Genomic DNA, 19,958 nt, shown 5'->3' with positions numbered 1-19,958 from the left:
TACCTTTGTAAGCAATTTTATCGAACGCATCCTGATCAACCATTAGTTTGAAATCGTCCATAGCATCGATTTTGTCTTCTGAAATGTTATGCTTTTTTGCCATTCCGATCGGGTCAAGTTTTACAAAGTCAGGTATCTCTGCCAATTTTGCTCCCGGTTCGGCGTACGTTGTCAAGCCCTTAGTGTTTGGGCTATACCAAAATCTGTAACCTTGTACTGCTTTTTCTTCCATATCGGATAGAGAAATTACATTTTTCGGATTGGCTTTTTCACGGAGTTCCAATTGATTTACATCCACTATAAATTCTGTTCCGAATACTTTATGTGTCGGAAGTCCCCTTTGTGTATCCGTGGGTATCTTATACAGATTGTCCTTTGGTTGGTTGACAATATATTCTTCTTTTGGTTGTAGCTGTTCAGCGACATTACGTTTTATATGCTCAATCACATTGGTATCTATCCACGGCAGGGTACGCGCTTCAAAGTGCATTTGTTTCACATCCTGATCAGTTAGGCTATTATCATGCTTTCTATTCCATCCCACTATATCCAATTCATACTGATTGGGAAACTGCACTATGATAATATCAGTAGGCAGTTCGGTCATTTTAGAAACATCGTCCTGTTGAAATTCGCGTTTTGTTGGATTATAGGGAATAACAAATGCCCGTCTGTCACGATCATAGTAGTCTTTTATTTCAGTAAAGTCTATGCCTTTGGATATAAAGTCGTCCTTTGGCCGTAGTTTGTTCATGCGTAAATCCACATAGAATGTATGACCTGCAATATCAATAGTAGGTAGTATGCCTTTATTCAAACGCAGATCAAGCAAACTGCCCGGTTCTATATTAGTATTTGGCAATCCATTTTCCATATTTTCTTATTTTAAAAGACAAAGGAAAGTCTATACAAACTCCCCAATGTCAAAATCACTCAAATCACTTTTCCGCAAAGTGGAAGAACTGTCTTCCGTTTCAGATGAAAGGGTGCTATCCAAAAGCTCGGCTATTCTTCGGGAAGCATCTTCCATAGAATTTTCCAATAGGCTGAATAATTCGGTTCCCTGTATTTTTTGAACTATGGCTATCGCTGTTTCCTTTTGGGCTGGTTCCAATTCTTCTTTTTGGAGCAACACCCCCACGGAGCTTAGTTCTTCAAAGGTAACCCCTTGGGCAAAACCGTCATCACCACCGGATATTCCGTACCTGTTCCATTCTTCTTCCTCTTCTTCCAAATCAGGTATCTTTCTGAAAACTTCGTCCAGCTCTTCCTGCGGAATTTGAATACCTACGTTTTCATTTTCGTCGTATTCAATGTCTAAATTAGCAGGGTTTATCTCCGGTTCCTGAATTTGGCGTTCAGTGGCAGTGTTTGGCACTGAAAGGCGTTCTACGGGTTTTGGTTGGCCCATAATATCGGGCAGGTTCGGATTGACTTTCTTCTGCGGAGGTTCTTGTTTCGACCTTTTATGAATGACAATCTTATCCTGCAATAGCAGTACAATGACAATCAGCAGGCATATCACAATTACTATTTCCATAGCTACAAAATGGGTTTAAAATGGTCGTTGAAATAATCGGTAATATCGTCCCCGTACTCTCTGAAATGATGTTCAAGAATGTTGTCAATGTAAGAGTAAAGCGTTGTTCTTTCCTCTCTTGTCAGTTGCACGATGCGGAGCAATCTTTCGTGGTATTCAGGGCGTATGTAAACTACCTTGCCGTTACGCCCCGATGGAAACCGATTGACCAAAAATGTTTCCTCGTAGTCCGCTTTCTTTGATGAACTGTTACGGGCTTTTTCCCTGGGCTTTGTTTCCTTTGGTACATCCTGCTTTTTGTTATTGCTCGGTGGAGCAACAGGCTCATCGCCGCTTATGACGTTCATAAGGTATTCCTCATCAACATTGGGCTTTTCAAAATCGTTGTTTTTGTTATCTGAAGCCATACTTTACTATTTTTATAGATGAGTGATTTTTAAAAATTCCTCGACAAACAAATCCATTTTAGTTGCTTTCATTAACTGTGGTTCGGCAGGCAGCAAACTTGACCGGAATACATAACTACCTGTATCGTCTGTTTCCTTTCGGAAACGCTTGCTATCCATTATCCTTGTTTCCATTATGGGCAGGTTGAGTTCCTTGATGACACTTTGATACACATCATACAAACCTGTTTTTTCCCTGCCGTCCACCTGGTTCCAAAACAGCCACATCTCTTGTTCGGGATTGCCCTCGTCCGTTTGGGGAAGTCCGAGAAAGGCTTTGGTAAAGCCCAATGTACTTTCCACTACCAAACGGTCGGCAGTAATGGGCGAAAAGATGAAGTCCATTTTTTTTAAAGTGGTCAAAACGCCTTTAGTATTGGCTGTTCCCGGCAGGTCGAAGAAGATCACATCTGGCACAACCGCCGACTGGCTTCTGTATTCCGATGCTTTCTCCAGAGCCGTTTCAGCTTTACATTTAATAATCGGGTACGCTTTTTTGTTGATTGCTTGAAACTGCTTCATTGCCGCTTTTTTATGGTAGTCGTTCTGCATTATGGTTCTCTTATCCCGTTCACGCATATTGGTCAGGCTGTGTTGCGGAAAGTCGCAGTCCATCACCAGCACATTAAAACCTAAACGGTAGTGAAGCACACTTGCCAGTAAAGTGGTCATTGTAGATTTTCCCACACCGCCTTTTTGGGTGGAGAAGCTGATTTTTAAAGTTTTCTTTGTTGTTTCCATTATTTAAAAATTTATTGTTACACACTTTATTTGTTTTGCAGGATTGAATATTGGTTTATCTGATTATTACCTCATTCCTATATTCCTGCATTCCCTTTTGGGTACTTTCCTGCATAGGTATCTGCTTTCATTTTTGCCTTGTAAGGCACATTCTTTAGCAAGTGGCAAAACTTGCAACAGGTAAATTGCTTTACCGCTTTTATGCTTTTACACTTTTATTGTTTTATGCTTTTAAAACCCTATGCTTTTATTCCAAACCGCTTGTTTGCAAACCTGATTTTCTTCTTTGTTTAGATACATTTTTTACTACCTGCACTAAAATTATACGGCAAATAAAGCGATTGATTTGCCCGCTGATTGCGGTGTGGCAGTGTTTGGCGTTCAAAGGCAGTGTTTGGCACTGCTATACAGTACAATGCTTTCGTAAACAGGGCTTTACTTTGTACAATGATTTTTATTAATGGATTTATGCAAAATTCTTTTGACAAATCGGAGGGCAACGGGAACGGCATCGAGCCGTTTTTCCCTGTTACATTTAATCCGTCCCGCAGGGCGGATTTTTGTGTTCTACAGAACACGGCAAGTTGTGTTTTGAGCATCTCGGAATGATTTCCGATGCTCAAAACAACTTGCCCTTTGCAGGGGGCAGAAAACACCTTCCGAAGTCAGGGTTTTGTATGGATTTTAAAATGGATTAGTGATGAACGATAACAACAAAAAGCAATTGAAAAAGACCGGACGCCGCCCAAAAGAAGACCCGGCGACCATCCGCTATACGATTTCCTTTAACGAGCAGGAACACGCCCGTTTTCTTACCCTGTTTGATAAATCAGGTATGCAGGTAAAGGCGCATTTCATAACGTCCTGCATCTTTGACAAGACCATAAAGACCATTCAGATTGACAAAGGAACGGTTGATTTTTATATGCGGCTAACCTCTTTTCACAGCCAGTTCCGTTCCATAGGTGTAAATTATAACCAGATTGTAAAGCTGTTGTACAAGCATTTTTCCGAGAAAAAAGCGGCAGCGTTCCTCTACAAATTGGAAAAACAGACGGCTGAAATGGCGATGCTATGCCAAAAAATTATTCAGCTAACCGAGGAATTTGAAGCAAAGTACCTGAAAAAACAGCCTTAGAAATGATAGCGAAAATCGGTAGAAGCGGAAATTTATACGGAGCATTGGCGTACAATCAGCTCAAAGTGGAGAATGAAAACGGACAGATTTTGTTTGCCAATAAGATGATTGAAACCGCTAACGGGCATTATTCCGTTGCACAATTAGCCCAGTCTTTTGCGCCTTACCTGATAGCCAACCGCAATACCGAAAAACATACGTTGCATATTTCGCTCAATCCTGACCCGAATGATAAAGTAAGCGATGATAAGTTTAGGGAGATGGCAGAACAGTATATGCGGGAAATGGGTTACGGAGAACAGCCTTTTGTGGTGTTCAAACACACGGATATTGACCGCAGCCATATACACATTGTATCGGTTTGCGTGGACGAAGAGGGTAAAAAGATTTCGGACAAGTTCGAGAAAATGCGGTCTATGAATGTGTGCCGTGAGTTGGAAAGAAAACACGGATTGATACCCGCAACTGATAAGGAGCATCGGCAGAACGACAAGGTTTTCCGCCCGGTAAACTACAAAGCTGGAGATGTGAAAAGTCAAATCGCTTCAGTAGTTCGCCACTTACCAAATTACTATAAGTTTCAGACTTTGGGCGAATACAATGCCTTGCTTTCCCTGTTCAATATTACCACCGAAAAAGTAGAGGGCGAATTGCAGGGGCAGCTACGGCAGGGTTTATTATACATTCCTTTAAACGAGAAAGGCGAAAGAGCCGGGCATCCGTTCAAGGCTTCTTTGTTTGGTAAAGATGCAGGGCTTCCGGCTTTGGAACTGTATTTTGCGAAATGCAAAACGGATTTAAAAGATAGTCCAACCAAGCAGACCTTACAATCAGCCGTTACCATTGCCTTGAAATCAACAACTGATGAAATGGGCTTTAAGAAGCAATTAGCCGAGCAGGGAATTAACGTAGTGGTGCGGAGGAATGATACAGGGCGTATTTACGGAATGACATTTATAGACCACAATTCTAAAGCGGTTTGGAACGGTTCACGTTTGAGCAAGGAACTTTCTGCCAATGCCTTTAATGATTATTGGAACAATAATATCAAACCGGAGATTAAAGAGCCAGTTGAATTACAACCGAAAATATCTACATCAAATGATGCGGATCTTCCTGCGGAAGAACCACACCATTTGTTCGACTTCTTAACTACTGGTAAACACGAAGATGGTTTGATTGAAGCACTGGGAGGCTTATTGCCCGAAGCCCAGGGCGAAGATTACGAGGAACAGGATTTTGCCAATAAAATGAAGAAGAAAAAGAAGAAAGGTAGTAGGTTGTAAAAAATATCTATTGATTGAAATATATGTTTCATTTTTAAGGTTGTACAGCTTCAGTCTTCACACCACATATAACGAAGCTCATTTTTTTATTTTGTAATTTTGTTACAACAAATCAGCATTGGATTAATGAACATAGACCTTTTACTTGAGAATATATATCCGCTTCCAGATACTTCAAAAGAATTGCTCAAGAAATCAATTACAGAGGTTAAATATAAAAAAGGGCATATTCTTTTGAGAGCTGATAAAATTGAAAAGAACATCTACTTTATAAAGAAAGGTGTAGCAAGAGCATATTCATATAAAGATAATGATGAAATCACTTTTTGGTTTGGCAAAGAGGGCGATACTATTATTTCAATGAAAAGCTATATAGCCAATCAGAAAGGATATGAAAATGTAGAGTTGTTGGAAGATTGCGAATTATATAAACTGAAAACAACAGTCTTACAAAGACTTTTTGAGAATGATATACATATTGCAAATTGGGGGCGAAGATTTGCCGAAAAAGAACTTATAAAAACAGAAGAAAGGCTTATTTCTCGACAAGTCCGAACAGCTACCGAACGATATAAGGAACTTTTGAAAAACAGTCCCGATATAGTCCAGCGAGTGCAATTAGGACACATTGCTTCTTATTTAGGTATAACACAAGTCAGTTTGAGCAGAATTAGGGCAGAAATAAAGTGAACGGCTCATTTTTTATCATTTGTAAAATTTCACCTCAATTCCGTTTCCGACCTTTGCAGATAAAGAACAAAGGAAATGAATTGGATAATTTTAGTTGTAGCAGGGTTGTTTGAAGTGGCTTTTGCATTCTGTTTGGGAAAAGCAAAAGAAACAACAGGAAATGAAATGTATTTGTGGTATGCAGGTTTTCTCGTTACCCTTACTATGAGTATGGGACTTTTGATTAAAGCAACCCAAACTTTGCCCATCGGAACGGCTTATGCCGTATGGACAGGTATCGGAGCAGTCGGAACAGTTTTAGTCGGTATTCTTGTATTTAAAGAGCCTGCAACATTTCTGCGAATACTTTTTCTTATCACTTTAATAGGCTCGATTGTCGGGCTGAAAGCCGTATCAGCTCATTAAATAATGTTTTAAAAAAATGAATATAACAATAAGAAAAGCCGAAGAAAAGGACAGCGAGAAAGTTTGGCATTTAATGAAAGAATTGGCTGTTTTTGAAAAATACATTGACAGTTTTGCCATTACACCCGAAATTGTCAGAAACAGCGGATTTAAGAAAAACCCACCCGATTTTTATTGCCTTGTGGCAGAAGATAATGATAAAATCGCAGGAATGTTGGTTTATTATTTTCTTCCTTATACAGCCCAAAACCGTCCTGCTATTTATATGAAAGAGCTCTATGTGGACGAAAATTATCGTGGTCAGAAAATTGGCGAACAACTAATGAATGCGTTAAAAACTGAAGCAGAACAAAATAATTGCAGTCAAATAAAATGGACGGTTGCACCGTGGAATAAAGTAGGAGTGAAATTTTATGAACGATTAGGAGCAAGAGAAAATACCGAATGGCTTAACTACGAATGGAATTTAAAATAGATGGAACCAATGGAAATAAGAAAAGTAACATTAAACGATATTGAACAACTGCAACAGATAGGCAGACAAACATTTTCAGAAACATTTTCTTCGAGTAATACAGAAGAGAATATGACAACATATTTAGAGGAGGGATTTTCCAATGAAAAGCTAATAGAAGAATTGAACAATGAAAGTTCCGAGTTTTATTTTGCCTTATCTGAAAACGAATTAGTTGGTTATTTGAAAATCAATTTCGGGCAATCGCAAACAGAATTGCAAGACGACACAGCACTTGAAATTGAACGCATTTATGTTTTAAAGGAATTTCACGGTAAAAAAGTCGGACAAGTGCTTTATGAAAAAGCTATTGAAATTGCCAAACAGAAAAATGCACACTACGTTTGGTTAGGTGTTTGGGAAGAAAATCCTCGGGCAATCAGCTTTTATAAGAAAAATGGTTTTGTTGAATTTGACAAGCATATTTTCAAATTAGGCGATGATGAACAAACCGATATAATGATGAAATTAAAATTAGAAGAGAGGATTTTGTAAATTAAATTGAGCCTCACAAGGGGCGAGATGGACGAAGCCGTTACTTTTGAGAAAGAATAAGGACAAAATCAATTTTACAATAAGGTTGAAAAGGTAGCGATTTGCTACCTTTTTCATTTTATACTAATCTGCCAAATACTGCCACACAACGCCACTTACTGCCATATTTTAAGAGCCGACAGCAACAGCCTTTAAATTCACGCCCGAACATTAAAACTTAAAATAATGCAGGGAGAAGACGATTTAAGAGGGCTTGCCAAAATAATGGCTTTTATGCGGGCAGTCAGTATTCTTTTGGTGCTGATGCACCTTTATTGGTTCTGCTACGGTTTCTTTTTAGAACGTGGCTGGACGTTGGAAGTAATCAACAAGATGTTAGGCAATTTCGACCGTACGGCGGGCTTGTTTTCACATACCCTTTATACAAAAGCATTCGCTTTGGTTTTACTGGCTTTGAGTTGCTTAGGGACAAAGGGTGTAAAGAATGAGAAGATAACCTGGTCTAAAATTTATGTGGCGTTGGGCATTGGCTTTGCGCTGTTCTTCCTGAACACACCATTGCTAAAGCTATCCCCCGCAACAAGCACATTTCTGTATATTCTTACTATCTCGTTAGGTTATATCGCCTTGCTGATGGCAGGCGTATGGATGAGCCGATTGCTCCGTACCAACCTAATGGACGATGTTTTCAATAACGAAAACGAGAGCTTTCAACAGGAAACCAAGCTGATGGAAAACGAGTATTCCGTCAACCTGCCCACCAAATTTTACTACAAAGGCAAATGGAACAACGGTTGGATAAACATTGTAAATCCTTTCAGGGCATCAATCGTGTTGGGTACTCCGGGTTCCGGTAAATCTTATGCCATCGTAAACAACTACATCAAGCAGCAGATAGAAAAAGGCTTTAGTATGTACATCTACGATTTCAAGTTTGACGACCTTTCGACTATCGCCTACAATCATTTACTAAAGCACCGGGATAAATACAAGGTACAGCCGAAATTTTACGTGATAAATTTCGACGACCCACGCAAGAGCCACCGTTGTAATCCACTCAATCCCGATTTTATGACCGACATTTCTGATGCTTACGAAGCGGCTTATACCATAATGCTAAACCTCAACAGGTCGTGGATACAGAAGCAAGGCGATTTTTTCGTGGAAAGCCCAATTATTCTTTTAGCTGCTATTATTTGGTATCTGAAAATCTATGAGGATGGCAAGTATTGTACGTTCCCACACGCCATTGAATTGCTGAACAAAAAGTATTCGGACGTATTCACGATTTTAACCTCATACCCCGATTTGGAAAACTATTTGTCGCCCTTTATGGATGCGTGGCAAGGTGGCGCACAAGACCAGTTACAAGGGCAGATAGCATCGGCAAAAATACCTTTGTCAAGAATGATTAGCCCGCAGTTGTACTGGGTAATGACCGGGGATGATTTTACACTCGACATCAATAACCCGAACGAGCCGAAGATTTTGTGCGTGGGTAACAATCCCGACCGCCAAAATATTTATTCAGCAGCATTAGGGTTGTACAATTCCCGAATTGTCAAGCTCATCAACAAAAAAGGACAATTAAAGAGTTCGGTTATCATAGATGAGTTACCCACGATTTACTTCAGAGGACTGGATAATCTTATTGCAACTGCGAGAAGTAATAAGGTGGCAGTATGTTTGGGCTTCCAGGATTTTTCGCAATTAACGAGGGATTACGGCGACAAGGAAAGCAAGGTAATACAGAATACGGTAGGTAATATATTCAGTGGTCAGGTGGTTGGAGAAACGGCAAAAAGTCTTTCGGAGCGTTTCGGTAAAGTATTACAGAAACGTCAGAGTATGACCATTAACCGCAATGATAAATCCACCTCTATTTCCACACAGTTAGACAGCCTTATTCCGGCTTCCAAAATTTCAACGCTTACACAGGGTATGTTTGTCGGTTCTGTATCGGATAACTTTGATGAACGTATCGAGCAAAAGATATTTCACGCCGAAATCGTGGTAGATAATGAAAAGGTAGCCGCCGAAACCAAAGCCTACCAAAAGATACCCCAAATCTTATCTTTTGTAAATGAGCAGGGCGAGGATAAAATGAAGCAGGAAATTGAAAGCAATTACAAACAGATAAAAAAAGACATCCTGAATATTGTTGTTAGCGAAATGGAGCGTATCAAGAATGACCCGAACTTGCAGCATTTGGTACAGGACGGATAATTTAAAAGGGAGGCTTAAATGACCTCCCTTTTTTATTGCCTGCCCGTTCAGGTTTTACAATACGCCACGAGGCAAATGAATACCTTTTGTCCGTATAATGCTTTCCTGAACCTTTGGAGCTTCTTTCTGCTTTTCTGCCTGCTCCGGAGCATCTTGTTTGGTTTCTGGTGTAATAGATAGCTGTATCTTTCTTTCTACGGCAGCCAGTTCCGTTTTGAGTTCGCCCAGTTTACTTTCTTTCGACCAAGTACCGTTAACCACTTCCTGAAGAATGGGCAGGTCTTTTTGTATCTCCGTAATTTTCTTGTGCTCCTGCTCGATATAGCCGGGCAATTTCTCCAGTGCATTAAGGAAGTTCGTAGCAGCCAGCTTTTCATCTTTAGCAATCACACCGTTGTTGTAGGTATATTTGATATTGCCCTCGCCCTGTACCAAAAAACGGTTTACCCTTATATCCACACCCTCTTTTTCGGACATTTCCGTTTTTACCAAAAGCGTAAATCCGTATAACGTACCGATTTCTTCATACTGACCTCCGGTTCGGGCTTTGTCCGCAATCTGGTTGAGTTTTGCACCGATTTGTTTAATATCGGCATTGGGCGGTAAGCCATCCAACTGTACAGGATTTACGATTGTACCGTCTGACCGTTTTTGGATACGCTCTTGCAGATTATTCCAATCAAGGCTCATACGGTTTAAACGAGATTGAGTGCTTTGCAACATTTCCGTATAATCTTCCAATTTGTACTTCGCACTATACTTTGAACGGTTGAACGCCTGTTTTTCGCTTTCCAACCCGGCAATCTGTTTTTCCAATTTGGCTTTATCCAACAGGTCTGTATTTCCTGATAGGATAGCCACGTATTCCGAAAAATTCATTCCCGATTTTTCGTCCATACTGCCCTCGTCAATAGTACGTTTGCCGAGGTTATTGTTTTTTAATTGGTCTATAAAAAGTTGCTTATTGTACAACAGATTGAACTTGTAACTATCCAATGATTTTTCTACGGCATAGATAATCACATCTACTTTGTTATCGGCAAAGAATTTGGCAATCTCATTACCTTTTCGAACGGCTCTGCCGTCCCTTTGAGCAAGGTCGCTTGGTCGCCACGGCGTATCGAGATGATGAACGGCAACGGCTCTTTTCTGTGCGTTCACGCCAGTTCCGAGCATACTTGTGGAACCGAACAACACACGGATTTTGCCCTCGTTCATTCCTTTGATAAGTTCCTTACGTTGCTTATCATTTTTGCCTTCCTGTATAAAACGGATTTCGTTTGCAGGTATGCCGTGGTCTTCCACGAGCTTGCGTTTGATTTCGGAGTACACATTCCATTCGCCCGGCTTGTAGGTTCCCAAATCGGAGAAAACGAACTGTGTTCCTTTCTGTGCGTTGTATTGGTTGTAATACTTGGTAATGTTTGCCGCACAATGCGAAGCCTTGTTATCGGGGTGGTCATCATACGCACCGCTTACCATCCGCATATCCAAAGACATTTTACGGGCGTAGTCCGTTGCGATGAGCATCTTTGCTTTTTCTTCCGATGGAGATAAAGGTGCTCTTCCGAGTAGTTCTCCTTTTCCTGTTTTTGCAAATTCCATCAGACTTTGGATAAATTCTTCCTGGTCGGGAGTAGGCGGTATATTGTACAACACCTCGTTCTTATTGGGGCGGTCAATTCCTATATCTTTTGCCGTTCGGTAATCCGTAATTTCGGAGTAGAATTGTGCCAGTTCCGGCACTTTGATAAAGTATCGGAAACGTTCTTTAGCTACAATGTTGTTAGCAACAGAAAATTCATAATCGGTCGTTTTCCTTGCATAGATAGCTGCCCACGCATCAAAAGAATGAATGCCCTGTTTTTCCAATGCCCGTGGTCGCAGGTATTTGAACAGCAGATATAGTTCCGTTAATGAGTTGCTGATGGTAGTTCCTGAAAGAAAGGTTGCTCCCATATCCGCATTGGTACGCTCCTGAATAGTACGGATAGCAAAGAGCAGGTTCAATGCTTTTTGGCTTCCGTCCACATTGCCCAATCCGGCAACCCTTGTATGCCTTGTGTTGAACATCAGGTTTTTGAATTGGTGGCTTTCATCAACGAACAAGTGGTCAATGCCCATCATCTTAAAATCCACCACATCATCTTTTCGGTTTTCAATATCGTGTTGCAGGGTTTTGAGCTTGACTTCGAGGTTTTCTTTCCGCTTGATTACTCCGGCAAGCATCCCTCTGGTAACTTCCTTGCCTTGCGATTGCAGGGCATCGAGGTTACGCTCTACGCTGTCTAATTCTATTTGGAGTATTTCTTTTTGAATTTCGGGCGATTGCGGTATCATTCCGAATTGGTCGTGTGTCAGTATCACACAATCCCAATCGTTGTTTTTAATGTCGCCAAAAATCCGCAGGCGTTTTTGGGGCGTAAAATCTTCCTTGCCAGGAAACAGAATTTTTGCGTGTGGGTAAGCCGTGCGGTAGGCTTCGGCAATTTCGTGAACATTGCTTTTCAGCCCGATAATCATAGGCTTATGGGCTAACCCCAAACGCTTCATTTCCTGTGCAGCCGTACACATTACCAACGTTTTTCCTGCACCTACTTCGTGGTCGCAAATTGCCCCGTTGTTGAGCTTTATCATCCAAACGGCATCCTTTTGGCTCGAATACAGGTCATTAATGCCTAAGCCCTTGCAGTCTAATCCCGGAAACTCCTGATGTGTGCCGTCGTAGTTAGGGCGGACGAAACAGTTAAACGTATCATTATATTGGTCGGTCAGCCTTGTTTTGAACTCATCGTTTTGGGCGTGAAGCCAATCGGTAAAGGCGTTGCGGATTTCATCAATCTTAGTATTCGCCATTTGTATGGCTTCCATATCCCGCACTTTGACATCTTTGCCTTCAACCGTTATTGTTTTTGAAATATCGGGCGTGGTATTGACAAGGGCGTGTTTGAGCAGGGCAATCCCATCATACGTCCGGCTTTGGGCTTTGACGGCGTATTTCTCCCAAATGTGTACGTTCTTCTGTTTGCAGGTTACGGAAAAGTCATCGGCACTGTCGGAATAATGGACACGGACTTCTGCATCGAACAGGTGCGATGCAAACCGGGCATAAATACCTGTGGGTATCCAGCGTTCGCCCAGATTAAAATCGAGTTCTTCAAATTCAATTCGTATTGGTCTTGCTTCCTCTAATACGGTAAGGCTTTCTTTGGCTTGTGTATCATCGGGATTGCTTTCGAGATAGGCTCTGACTTTCTCCGCTTTTTCCACTACGTTCCCTGCAATCCAGCGTTCGGCTATTTCATATTCCTTTTGAAGTGGATTGTAGTAGATACGACCGTGTAAGGCTTCTTTCAAAGCATCGTCAGGCATACCGCTGATTTCGGACATAAAGTCCAAATCCACGCTTCCGTACTTGTTCAACGAAGCTGATAACGCTTCTTCGGGATTATCCGTTGCTATGGTTATAGTAGAAAAACTAACAGGTCTGCTGAATATATCGGCTTTGTGTACCACGCCACCAATAACACGTTCCAAATAAGGGATTTCCTTACCGGAACTATCCGTTTTGATGAGCTTGATATTATCGGCACTGTTGAGGTTGCCGTACCTTTTAATAAAGGCATCGTAAAGGCGATTAAGGTTTTCCCTTTCTTCTTTGTATTCGGTCTGATGCTGTGCCTCTTTTGTGTAAAGCTGTTGGTAAACATCACGCACCCCGATATACGCTTCGGCTCTTGCTTTCTGTAAGGTCGGTAACTGTAAAGGGTGGAATACAGCCGTACCGTCTGCTATATCTACATCTTGCAGATGACCGACCCAACCATTATCCACCACAAGGCAATCGTTGCGATGGAACGATTGCAGTTTGCCACTGTACGGAGCAGGTTCGGGAATGGTATCGGGAATAGCTGGCTTATCAGCTTGGCCATTCTCATTGATACTTGAAAACAGGTCGCCGATAACTTCCTGTTTTTTGCCGTTGGCTGATGTATTTCCATTGGTAGGTCTATTAGTAACAGGAGGCGTATAAGGTTGTTGCATCGCACTGAACAGGTCGGTTTGGCGACCTATTGCACGGCGGTTTGTTTTAGTGCTTTGCCTTTTGGCTTGCGTGGTTCTTTTGGGCGGAGCAGCAACCATTACAGGTTCGTCCGCATTTTCAAACAGGTCGAAGATGCTTAGTTGCTTTAATTCCTGTGGGCTTTCCCGATGGGTTACAGGCGTGGGTACAGGTTGCGGTTTTGGCTGAATGATTACAGGCTCAATAACCGGAGGTGTAACCGTTGGTTCAATCGGAATTTGTATTATAGGTTCATCGTTCCGTTCGCCTTTGTACAAACCTATATTCAGGTGCTTGCCAAAATCTTCGGAAAGCATTTGTTTTAAATCTTTGGCAATTCCCTCAACGCCGTCTTTATGCGTATAGATTAATGCAGGTTGTCCGTATGGGTCGGTATCTAATTTACGTTCGGTATGCACAATCCTTGTGTTGTCCTGAAAGAGTGCATTACCAGGTGTATTGTATTCTGTTTGCCTGCTTTGGCAAAACAGATCTTCCCTTTCGGTCAGATTTTGTTTTGCCGTATTCTTTTGCAGGATAATCAGGTCGCTTCCGACTTCTGTACCTGCATATTCTGTAAAAAGATTGTTGGGTAAGCGAACAACCGAAACCAGATTATTATCCTGCATTAACGCCTTGCGTATGGGTTCGTTCTTAGGGCTGTTCAGAATGCCCTGTGAAGTAATGTAAACCAACAAACCGCCCTCACGGAGCATATCAGCACCTTTCAGAAAAAAGTAATTGTGTATGCTTCGGGCTGCCTGTACTTTTGCACTGTCCCTGCTACGGGAATAGGAAAGGTCGAAAACGGAAGTATCGCCAAATGGTATATTGCTGGCAATTACATCATAGCTGTTTTGTTCCTTTTCGAGAATTTCTTCAAAACCACTTACACGGATATTGCTTTCGGGGTAAAGCTGTTTTAAAATCTTGCCTGTGAGCAAGTCTTTTTCATAAGCGGTAATACTTTGTTGGTTTTCCGAAAAGGACTGTACGAATGAGCCGATACCTGCGGACGGTTCAAGGAATTTATCAATGTTCAGACCTCTTTCACGCAAGGTTGCGGAAATCGCATCTATTACCTGTGGCGGTGTATAAAAAGCTGTCAGTACGGAACTTTTCATACTGTCCACATACCTGCGGTATTGCTTATCGTCTTCGGAATTTTCTTTGAGCAGTTGGTGGAGTTCCTGCGTAATAGGGAAAAGGTCGTGTTCGGTTTTTCTCCAATGATTGATGTCTATTTCGTTGGCTATGGGGTTCAGCACGAATTTAAGACCGCCAAATCCGCTGTATTGCATCATTAGCAGTCTTTCGCCTACGGTGGCTTGCCGTTTCTCCTTTTCCAGTTTAAAAGCAATTCGCAGGGCATCAATATTCTGTTGGAGATGTTGCTTCTTACTGAAGCCCATTTTCCTCTATCCATATTGCGATGGTTCCAGTCAGTTCGGTATAGAGTAAATCAAACTCATAACCGTAGGCGAAATCATCGGTTAATTCATATCCTGCGAGAACAGCCTCACAGACAGGGAACATTTTAAGGGCAAACGGTCGCAGTTCCTCATCTGCCATTACGGTATCAAACTCATTGCATACCACCTGAAAAACAGTGTCGAATTTGGAGAAGTGTAAGCCCTCAAAAAGTATGTAGTTGGCTATTTCATTGCATTGCTCAATGGGGTTTCCCGCCCTGAAAGCACCCTCATAAGCATTGGAAGCCCACGAAGAACGCTGGTCGATAAATTTTTGGTCGTGTGCCTTTTCGGGGAAGCTACTGTTTAACAGTTCTTGCAGTCGTAATCTGAAATACGATAGGTCTTTTTGCTGTACATCCATACTATATTTTGTTTTAGAATTTTACTTAAATCCTAAAATTAGAAGCAGGAGCAAATGCCTATGAGAATGTTGCAGGGTTTGGCTTTGAAAGGCAGGATTTGGCGTAATAGGCAACAAAAAACCTCCGATAATTCGGAGGTTCATTTTTATGGCTTATTCAAGATTTGAAGCATCCTGCCGACTTCAATATCCATTCTTGAAAAGGCAAACCATTTTTTGCCCAGGTCTTTGAGTGATGCCCCGATGTGGTAGAGTTCTGTATGGTCAATAATCAAGAAACGGTCGTGGGCATCGGAGAAAAGCTCAATATCTACCGGAGGATATTGGCTATTGTAGCGTTGTAAATCCAACCGTAATTGATTACTGATATTTTTAGTAAGGATTGTGGCTGTTACATTGTCTTTGCGTTTCCCCAATAACGTAAGCACGGTATCATCCACATAATTATCAAGCAGGATAATGGAACTTGTGGCATTGCGGATAATATCGGAAACAAAGGCATAGGCATCAAAAACCTGCCCGTTATAGAAAATGCCTTTTTCGCTGTGCAGCTTGTCGCTTTCCAAAGCCTTAAAAATCTCTTCAAATTTTTGGTCGGCTTCCAGTTGCTTCAATTCAATACTATCTAACCGATGGAACAAAGAAGCATTGCTAATGAGCATACGCCGCATTTCTACAAAGGCTTCCATTATTTGAACGCTCATTTTTACCGCTATATCGGAACGGAGTATGGCAGATGCCATTGCAACCCCTTGTTCAGTAAAAACATAGGGTAAATAACGTCTTCCCCCGTAGTTTAAACTTGAGGTTCCAAATTGGAACCTCAAGTTTTCAACTTCCTTTTCAGTCAATTGAAAGCAGAACGAAGCAGGAAAACGCTCGATATTCCGTTTTACGGCTTTGTTAAGGTTCTTTGTTTCCACCTGATACAAGGAAGCAAGGTCGCTATCCAACATCACTTGTTTGCCCCGAATAGTATAAATCAGGTTCCTTATTTCTTTGGGTACTATAGGCTGCTTATTTTCCATTACGCTTATTGCTTTTGTTTTTTTCAAACTCAAAGGAGGTTTCTGCATTTTCTTTCAGCACGATGTAAGCATCGAATTTCTTTCCTGCTTTGCTTGTCATTCCTTTGATTAAAGCCGTTTTGCCTTTATTGACAAGGCTTACAATATTTTCGATACTGATTTGTACCCCGCAGACGGTACGGAACTGCACCCAGTTACAAGCCTCATCAGCACATTTCACAATCTTATCACGAATGATGAGTTGCTGACTTTTGCATTTCGGACAGGTCAATTTTGGCTGATTAGTATTTGCAATGGAAGTTTGCAGCAGTTCATTGGTAATAGATTTCGCATAGGTTTCCATTTCTTTTTGAAATGTTCCTGCATCCGCTTCGTTGTTTTCAATTTTCTGCAATGCCAGTTCCCATTCTGCGGTCATAGCTACATCTGCAATCTTGCGTTCTTTAACAAGCCCGTACACCTGCAATCCTTTTTCCGTAGGTATTAAGGAACGCTTATCCCTTTGGATATAATTGCGGGTAAACAAGGTTTCGATAATGGCGGCTCTTGTTGCAGGAGTACCAATACCAATATTTTTCAGGGCTTTCCGTTCTTCCTCGTTTTCAATTTCTTTTCCGGCGGTTTCCATAGCCGATAAAAGTCCGGCTTCTGTATAAAGCACTGGTGGTTTGGTTTGCTTTTCCAAAACGGCAGCTTCCTTTATTTTAAGTTCGTCGCCTTTAGTCAGTTCGGGTAGTTCCTGTACTGGCTCTTCGCCATCATCGGTAAAACTTCCTTTGATGGAACGCCAACCCGCTTCCTGAATTTTACAGCCTTTTGCTGTAAAATCATAGTGCAACACCTGCAATGATACATCGGTTATTTCTTTGACACAGGCTTGTGATATGGCTTCGAGCAGGCGAAGTGCAATCATATTGTAAATCTTATCTTCATCTGCATTCAGTACAGACGGCACTTTGTCGGTAATCAATAAACCGTGATGGTCCGTTACACGGAGGTCATTCACGATACGTTTATTGAACCGTCCCCATTTGATTTTGCTAAGGGCTTGTTTGCAATCTTCACGGTTCTGCAATGCCCGCACAAGGTTGGGAATTTCTGCCCACATATCTTCAGGTATGTATTTGCTCCCGGTACGGGGATAAGTAATAAACTTCTTTTCGTACAGGCTTTGCGCAATATTGAGCGTTGCTTCAGCGGATAATTTCAGTCTTTTGTTGGCTTCCTTTTGCAAGCCCGTCAAATCAAAAAGCAAGGGCGGTTGTTCTGTAACGCTTTTGGTTTCTACCGATGTAACAGTTGCAATTTCACTGCGCTGAATGGCTTTCAGCGTATCATCAGCAAGATGCTTTTCATCCCACTTGGTAACGGAAATACTTTTGAAATCAACCTGTGCTTTGTGATGGAGCAATTGTATCTGCCAGTATTTCTTTACAGAGAAATTTTTGTTTTCGAGATAGCGTTTGCATATCAAAGCTAATGTTGGCGTTTGCACTCTTCCGAGCGAGTAAATGCCATTGCCTGCGGCAATGCTCAACGCCTGTGTAGCGTTGATGCCTACAAGCCAATCGGCACGGCTTCTGCCTTGTGCAGCCTGATATAACCCGTCAAATTCTTTTCCATTTTTCAGGTTGTCAAAGCCCTGCTTAATTGCCTTTTCTGTAAGCGAACTAATCCAAAGGCGTTCAAACGGCTTGTTGCATTTCAGGTATTCATAAATGTACCTGAAAATGAGTTCGCCCTCACGACCTGCATCGGTCGCCACGATAATGCTATCGCTTTTATTGAACAGTTCTTTGATTACTTTCAGTTGCTTTAATGCGCCAGTATCGGCAGTATAGCCTTTATCTTTTTTGACCTTGCGAACGGTCAATAAAAACGGGTTAGGCAATATTGGCAAAGCGGCTTTGTCAAATCCCGTATTCCCATAATCTTCGGGCATTCCCAGTCCTATTAAATGACCGAATGCCCACGTAACTAAATAGCCGTTACCTGTCAGGTAGCCGTCCTTTTTTTCAGATGCTCCCAACAAGACAGCTATCTCCCTTGCTACGCTTGGTTTTTCTGCAATAATTGTTTTCATACTGTATTACATTTTTCTGCCTTTGGATTTTGCAGGAGTTTCAGGCTTTTCCTGTTGTTCCTGCTGCTTTTCATTTTTCGGTCTTTGTTGCCCGGACTTCAAAGGCTCTTTGATGTTCTTGGTTGCTTCAATTGTCTTACCCTCTGAATTAACGGCTGTCTGTGTTTTATGGGCTTCGGCAGTTTCTACCCGTGCTTTATACTGACCGGGAAATTCAAAGTTGGTCTTTCCGGTATCTTTGTCGAAAGTGATATAACCCTTGTAAGGTTGGTCTTTTTTATCTTTCAATTCCACATATATGGTTTGCCCGGCTTTGAACTTGTTGTACTGCTCATCATCGAGTTCTTTGCCCCTGAAAGTTTTTGGGGCTTCCTGCGGTTGGCTTTGCTGATTATTCTGCTGATTACCCTGTTGATTGTTTTGTTGGTTGGTTTGCGCCTGCTGATGGTTATTGCTTCTGTCAAACAGGAACTCTACATATCGTTTGTCCGCATTAAACTGTACCGTTGCAGAAAACTCTGTTCCTTTGGTAGAAATCATACCTTCCAGATAAAGCGGTTTGCCTTCCATTAAGGTTTGCTTTTGCTCGTCATTCAGTTTCACACCTTTTAACTCATCAGGTATTTTTATGAAATCAGTTCGTAATGCCACCACGTCATTGGTAAGCCTGTCAATGCTGATAATAGACGGCATCAGTTCGCCTGTTTTAGAATTTACCAAATTGACTACACGCCCCATATTGCCCGTTTCAAGCAGGTTTTTCTTGTCTTCGTCCGTAAACTTGTGACCGAAAAACTCAAAATGGAGGTTAGGCTCTTTTTTGATACCGTGTATTGCCACGATAACATTGCCGTCTTCCGCTTGCTGTAAAGACAAGCGGGCATCCGTGCGCAGAATAGAACCGCCGAGGTTAATACCTATCGGTAAGAGTTCATTGGTTTTGTAACCTCTTAATAGAGGGTCAAGCAAGTTTCTTTTTTCAAGATACTCTTTGCTTAATCCGAGGTTTTTCATTGTGTCCCAATCAATCTGCTCCGGCTTGTAGCGGTATTCGCTTGTTTCCGTTGTTGTTTGTGCTGTTGCCATATTATTTTGATTTTCTTGTTTTTTATCAGGTTGGGGTTCTGCTTTCACTTCGTGTTCTTTCAGCACTTTTTCGCCCTGCGGAGTGGGCTTATCTACGTGCTTTTGGAGTTCCTGCGCTTTTTCAGCAGCAACCGGGGCAGGTACTTTGAAGAAAGTAAAGTTTGTGGGGTTCTTTAACTGGCTGAAAAAGTTGGAAAAAAAGTTGGAAAAGAAATCGCCGCTTTTGTCCACACGCATAAACTGGTTTTGGTTTTTCTTGGTGGGTTCAACGGTTTCCATTTTCCCGTTTTCGTCAATACTCTTTACTGCCTGGATTTTCATTTTCTCTTTATCCAGTACGAGTAATATGTCCGAAAGCTGTTCGGGCATTTCCTGTTTATT

General features: G+C 41.6%; 16 protein-coding genes and 1 pseudogene. 7 read left to right on the top strand and 10 right to left on the bottom strand.

Annotated elements, in window-relative coordinates:
- From BCY91_RS06580 to BCY91_RS17495, 5 genes and pseudogenes are all read right to left on the bottom strand, one after another.
- Window positions 1-874, bottom strand: a pseudogene (locus tag BCY91_RS06580) (hypothetical protein); the annotation flags it as partial.
- Between the two features lie 30 nt (window positions 875-904).
- The gene (locus tag BCY91_RS06575) at window positions 905-1,540 is read right to left on the bottom strand and encodes a conjugal transfer protein TraD (RefSeq protein ID WP_078704228.1); all 636 of its coding nucleotides are present in this window, start codon (window positions 1,538-1,540) and stop codon (window positions 905-907) included.
- Between the two features lie 2 nt (window positions 1,541-1,542).
- Window positions 1,543-1,947: a DUF3408 domain-containing protein gene (locus BCY91_RS06570; protein ID WP_078704227.1), complete on the bottom strand. Its 405-nt coding sequence runs from the start codon at window positions 1,945-1,947 to the stop codon at window positions 1,543-1,545.
- A gap of 12 nt (window positions 1,948-1,959) precedes the next feature.
- Window positions 1,960-2,727 carry a ParA family protein gene (locus BCY91_RS06565; RefSeq protein WP_120180741.1) on the bottom strand — a complete coding sequence of 256 codons (768 nt, stop codon included), beginning with the start codon at window positions 2,725-2,727 and terminating at the stop codon, window positions 1,960-1,962.
- Window positions 2,728-3,017: 290 nt separating this feature from the next.
- Window positions 3,018-3,326: a hypothetical protein gene (locus BCY91_RS17495; RefSeq protein WP_131829027.1), complete on the bottom strand. Its 309-nt coding sequence runs from the start codon at window positions 3,324-3,326 to the stop codon at window positions 3,018-3,020.
- A gap of 101 nt (window positions 3,327-3,427) precedes the next feature.
- On the opposite strand from BCY91_RS17495, the gene mobA reads away from it, so the two are divergent.
- The 7 genes from mobA (at window position 3,428) to mobC (ending at window position 9,481) form a co-directional block, all read left to right on the top strand.
- A complete protein-coding gene (mobA, locus tag BCY91_RS06555) occupies window positions 3,428-3,865 on the top strand; it encodes a conjugal transfer protein MobA (protein WP_120181176.1) in 438 nt (145 codons plus the stop codon).
- 2 nt (window positions 3,866-3,867) lie between these two features.
- Window positions 3,868-5,151: a conjugal transfer protein MobB gene (gene mobB, locus BCY91_RS06550; RefSeq protein ID WP_120181175.1), complete on the top strand. Its 1,284-nt coding sequence runs from the start codon at window positions 3,868-3,870 to the stop codon at window positions 5,149-5,151.
- A 126-nt stretch (window positions 5,152-5,277) separates the two neighbouring features.
- Entirely contained in the window at window positions 5,278-5,841 is a 564-nt protein-coding gene (locus BCY91_RS06545) for a Crp/Fnr family transcriptional regulator (protein ID WP_120181174.1), read from the top strand.
- 75 nt (window positions 5,842-5,916) lie between these two features.
- On the top strand, window positions 5,917-6,246 hold the full coding sequence (locus BCY91_RS06540) for a DMT family transporter (protein WP_120181173.1): 330 nt from the start codon (window positions 5,917-5,919) through the stop codon (window positions 6,244-6,246).
- 16 nt (window positions 6,247-6,262) lie between these two features.
- Window positions 6,263-6,721 carry a GNAT family N-acetyltransferase gene (locus BCY91_RS06535; protein ID WP_120181172.1) on the top strand — a complete coding sequence of 153 codons (459 nt, stop codon included), beginning with the start codon at window positions 6,263-6,265 and terminating at the stop codon, window positions 6,719-6,721.
- 9 nt (window positions 6,722-6,730) lie between these two features.
- A complete protein-coding gene (locus tag BCY91_RS06530; protein WP_245989020.1) occupies window positions 6,731-7,255 on the top strand; it encodes a GNAT family N-acetyltransferase in 525 nt (174 codons plus the stop codon).
- A 225-nt stretch (window positions 7,256-7,480) separates the two neighbouring features.
- Window positions 7,481-9,481, top strand: coding sequence for a conjugal transfer protein MobC (mobC, locus tag BCY91_RS06525; protein WP_120181170.1), 2,001 nt, complete (start codon window positions 7,481-7,483; stop codon window positions 9,479-9,481).
- 54 nt (window positions 9,482-9,535) lie between these two features.
- Here the strand turns inward: mobC and BCY91_RS06520 are convergent, their stop codons facing one another.
- The 5 genes from BCY91_RS06520 to BCY91_RS06500 all read right to left on the bottom strand — a co-directional run.
- Window positions 9,536-14,956 carry an N-6 DNA methylase gene (locus BCY91_RS06520; protein ID WP_120181169.1) on the bottom strand — a complete coding sequence of 1,807 codons (5,421 nt, stop codon included), beginning with the start codon at window positions 14,954-14,956 and terminating at the stop codon, window positions 9,536-9,538.
- Window positions 14,943-15,380, bottom strand: coding sequence for a DUF1896 domain-containing protein (locus BCY91_RS06515; protein ID WP_120181168.1), 438 nt, complete (start codon window positions 15,378-15,380; stop codon window positions 14,943-14,945). The genes BCY91_RS06520 and BCY91_RS06515 overlap by 14 nt, the downstream gene beginning before the upstream one ends.
- A gap of 146 nt (window positions 15,381-15,526) precedes the next feature.
- A complete protein-coding gene (locus tag BCY91_RS06510; protein WP_120181178.1) occupies window positions 15,527-16,408 on the bottom strand; it encodes an ORF6N domain-containing protein in 882 nt (293 codons plus the stop codon).
- Window positions 16,398-18,491, bottom strand: a complete 2,094-nt coding sequence (locus BCY91_RS06505) for a type IA DNA topoisomerase (RefSeq protein ID WP_120181167.1) — start codon at window positions 18,489-18,491, stop codon at window positions 16,398-16,400. Before BCY91_RS06505 ends, BCY91_RS06510 begins: the two co-directional genes overlap by 11 nt.
- A 6-nt stretch (window positions 18,492-18,497) precedes the next feature.
- On the bottom strand, window positions 18,498-19,958 hold a 1,461-nt coding region (locus BCY91_RS06500; RefSeq protein WP_245989019.1), incomplete at its 5' end, for a DUF3945 domain-containing protein.

Source organism: Pelobium manganitolerans, from assembly GCF_003609575.1.
Classification (GTDB): Bacteria; Bacteroidota; Bacteroidia; order Sphingobacteriales; family Sphingobacteriaceae; genus Pseudopedobacter; species Pseudopedobacter manganitolerans.
This window is presented reverse-complemented; position numbering and strand designations above follow the sequence as displayed.

Coding starts and splice junctions, on each gene's coding strand:
- BCY91_RS06575 (WP_078704228.1), bottom strand. CDS start 1,540: ATGGAAATAGTAATTGTGATATGCCTGCTGATTGTCATTGTACTGCTA.
- BCY91_RS06570 (WP_078704227.1), bottom strand. CDS start 1,947: ATGGCTTCAGATAACAAAAACAACGATTTTGAAAAGCCCAATGTTGAT.
- BCY91_RS06565 (WP_120180741.1), bottom strand. CDS start 2,727: ATGGAAACAACAAAGAAAACTTTAAAAATCAGCTTCTCCACCCAAAAA.
- BCY91_RS17495 (WP_131829027.1), bottom strand. CDS start 3,326: ATGCTCAAAACACAACTTGCCGTGTTCTGTAGAACACAAAAATCCGCC.
- mobA (WP_120181176.1), top strand. CDS start 3,428: ATGAACGATAACAACAAAAAGCAATTGAAAAAGACCGGACGCCGCCCA.
- mobB (WP_120181175.1), top strand. CDS start 3,868: ATGATAGCGAAAATCGGTAGAAGCGGAAATTTATACGGAGCATTGGCG.
- BCY91_RS06545 (WP_120181174.1), top strand. CDS start 5,278: ATGAACATAGACCTTTTACTTGAGAATATATATCCGCTTCCAGATACT.
- BCY91_RS06540 (WP_120181173.1), top strand. CDS start 5,917: ATGAATTGGATAATTTTAGTTGTAGCAGGGTTGTTTGAAGTGGCTTTT.
- BCY91_RS06535 (WP_120181172.1), top strand. CDS start 6,263: ATGAATATAACAATAAGAAAAGCCGAAGAAAAGGACAGCGAGAAAGTT.
- BCY91_RS06530 (WP_245989020.1), top strand. CDS start 6,731: ATGGAAATAAGAAAAGTAACATTAAACGATATTGAACAACTGCAACAG.
- mobC (WP_120181170.1), top strand. CDS start 7,481: ATGCAGGGAGAAGACGATTTAAGAGGGCTTGCCAAAATAATGGCTTTT.
- BCY91_RS06520 (WP_120181169.1), bottom strand. CDS start 14,956: ATGGGCTTCAGTAAGAAGCAACATCTCCAACAGAATATTGATGCCCTG.
- BCY91_RS06515 (WP_120181168.1), bottom strand. CDS start 15,380: ATGGATGTACAGCAAAAAGACCTATCGTATTTCAGATTACGACTGCAA.
- BCY91_RS06510 (WP_120181178.1), bottom strand. CDS start 16,408: ATGGAAAATAAGCAGCCTATAGTACCCAAAGAAATAAGGAACCTGATT.
- BCY91_RS06505 (WP_120181167.1), bottom strand. CDS start 18,491: ATGAAAACAATTATTGCAGAAAAACCAAGCGTAGCAAGGGAGATAGCT.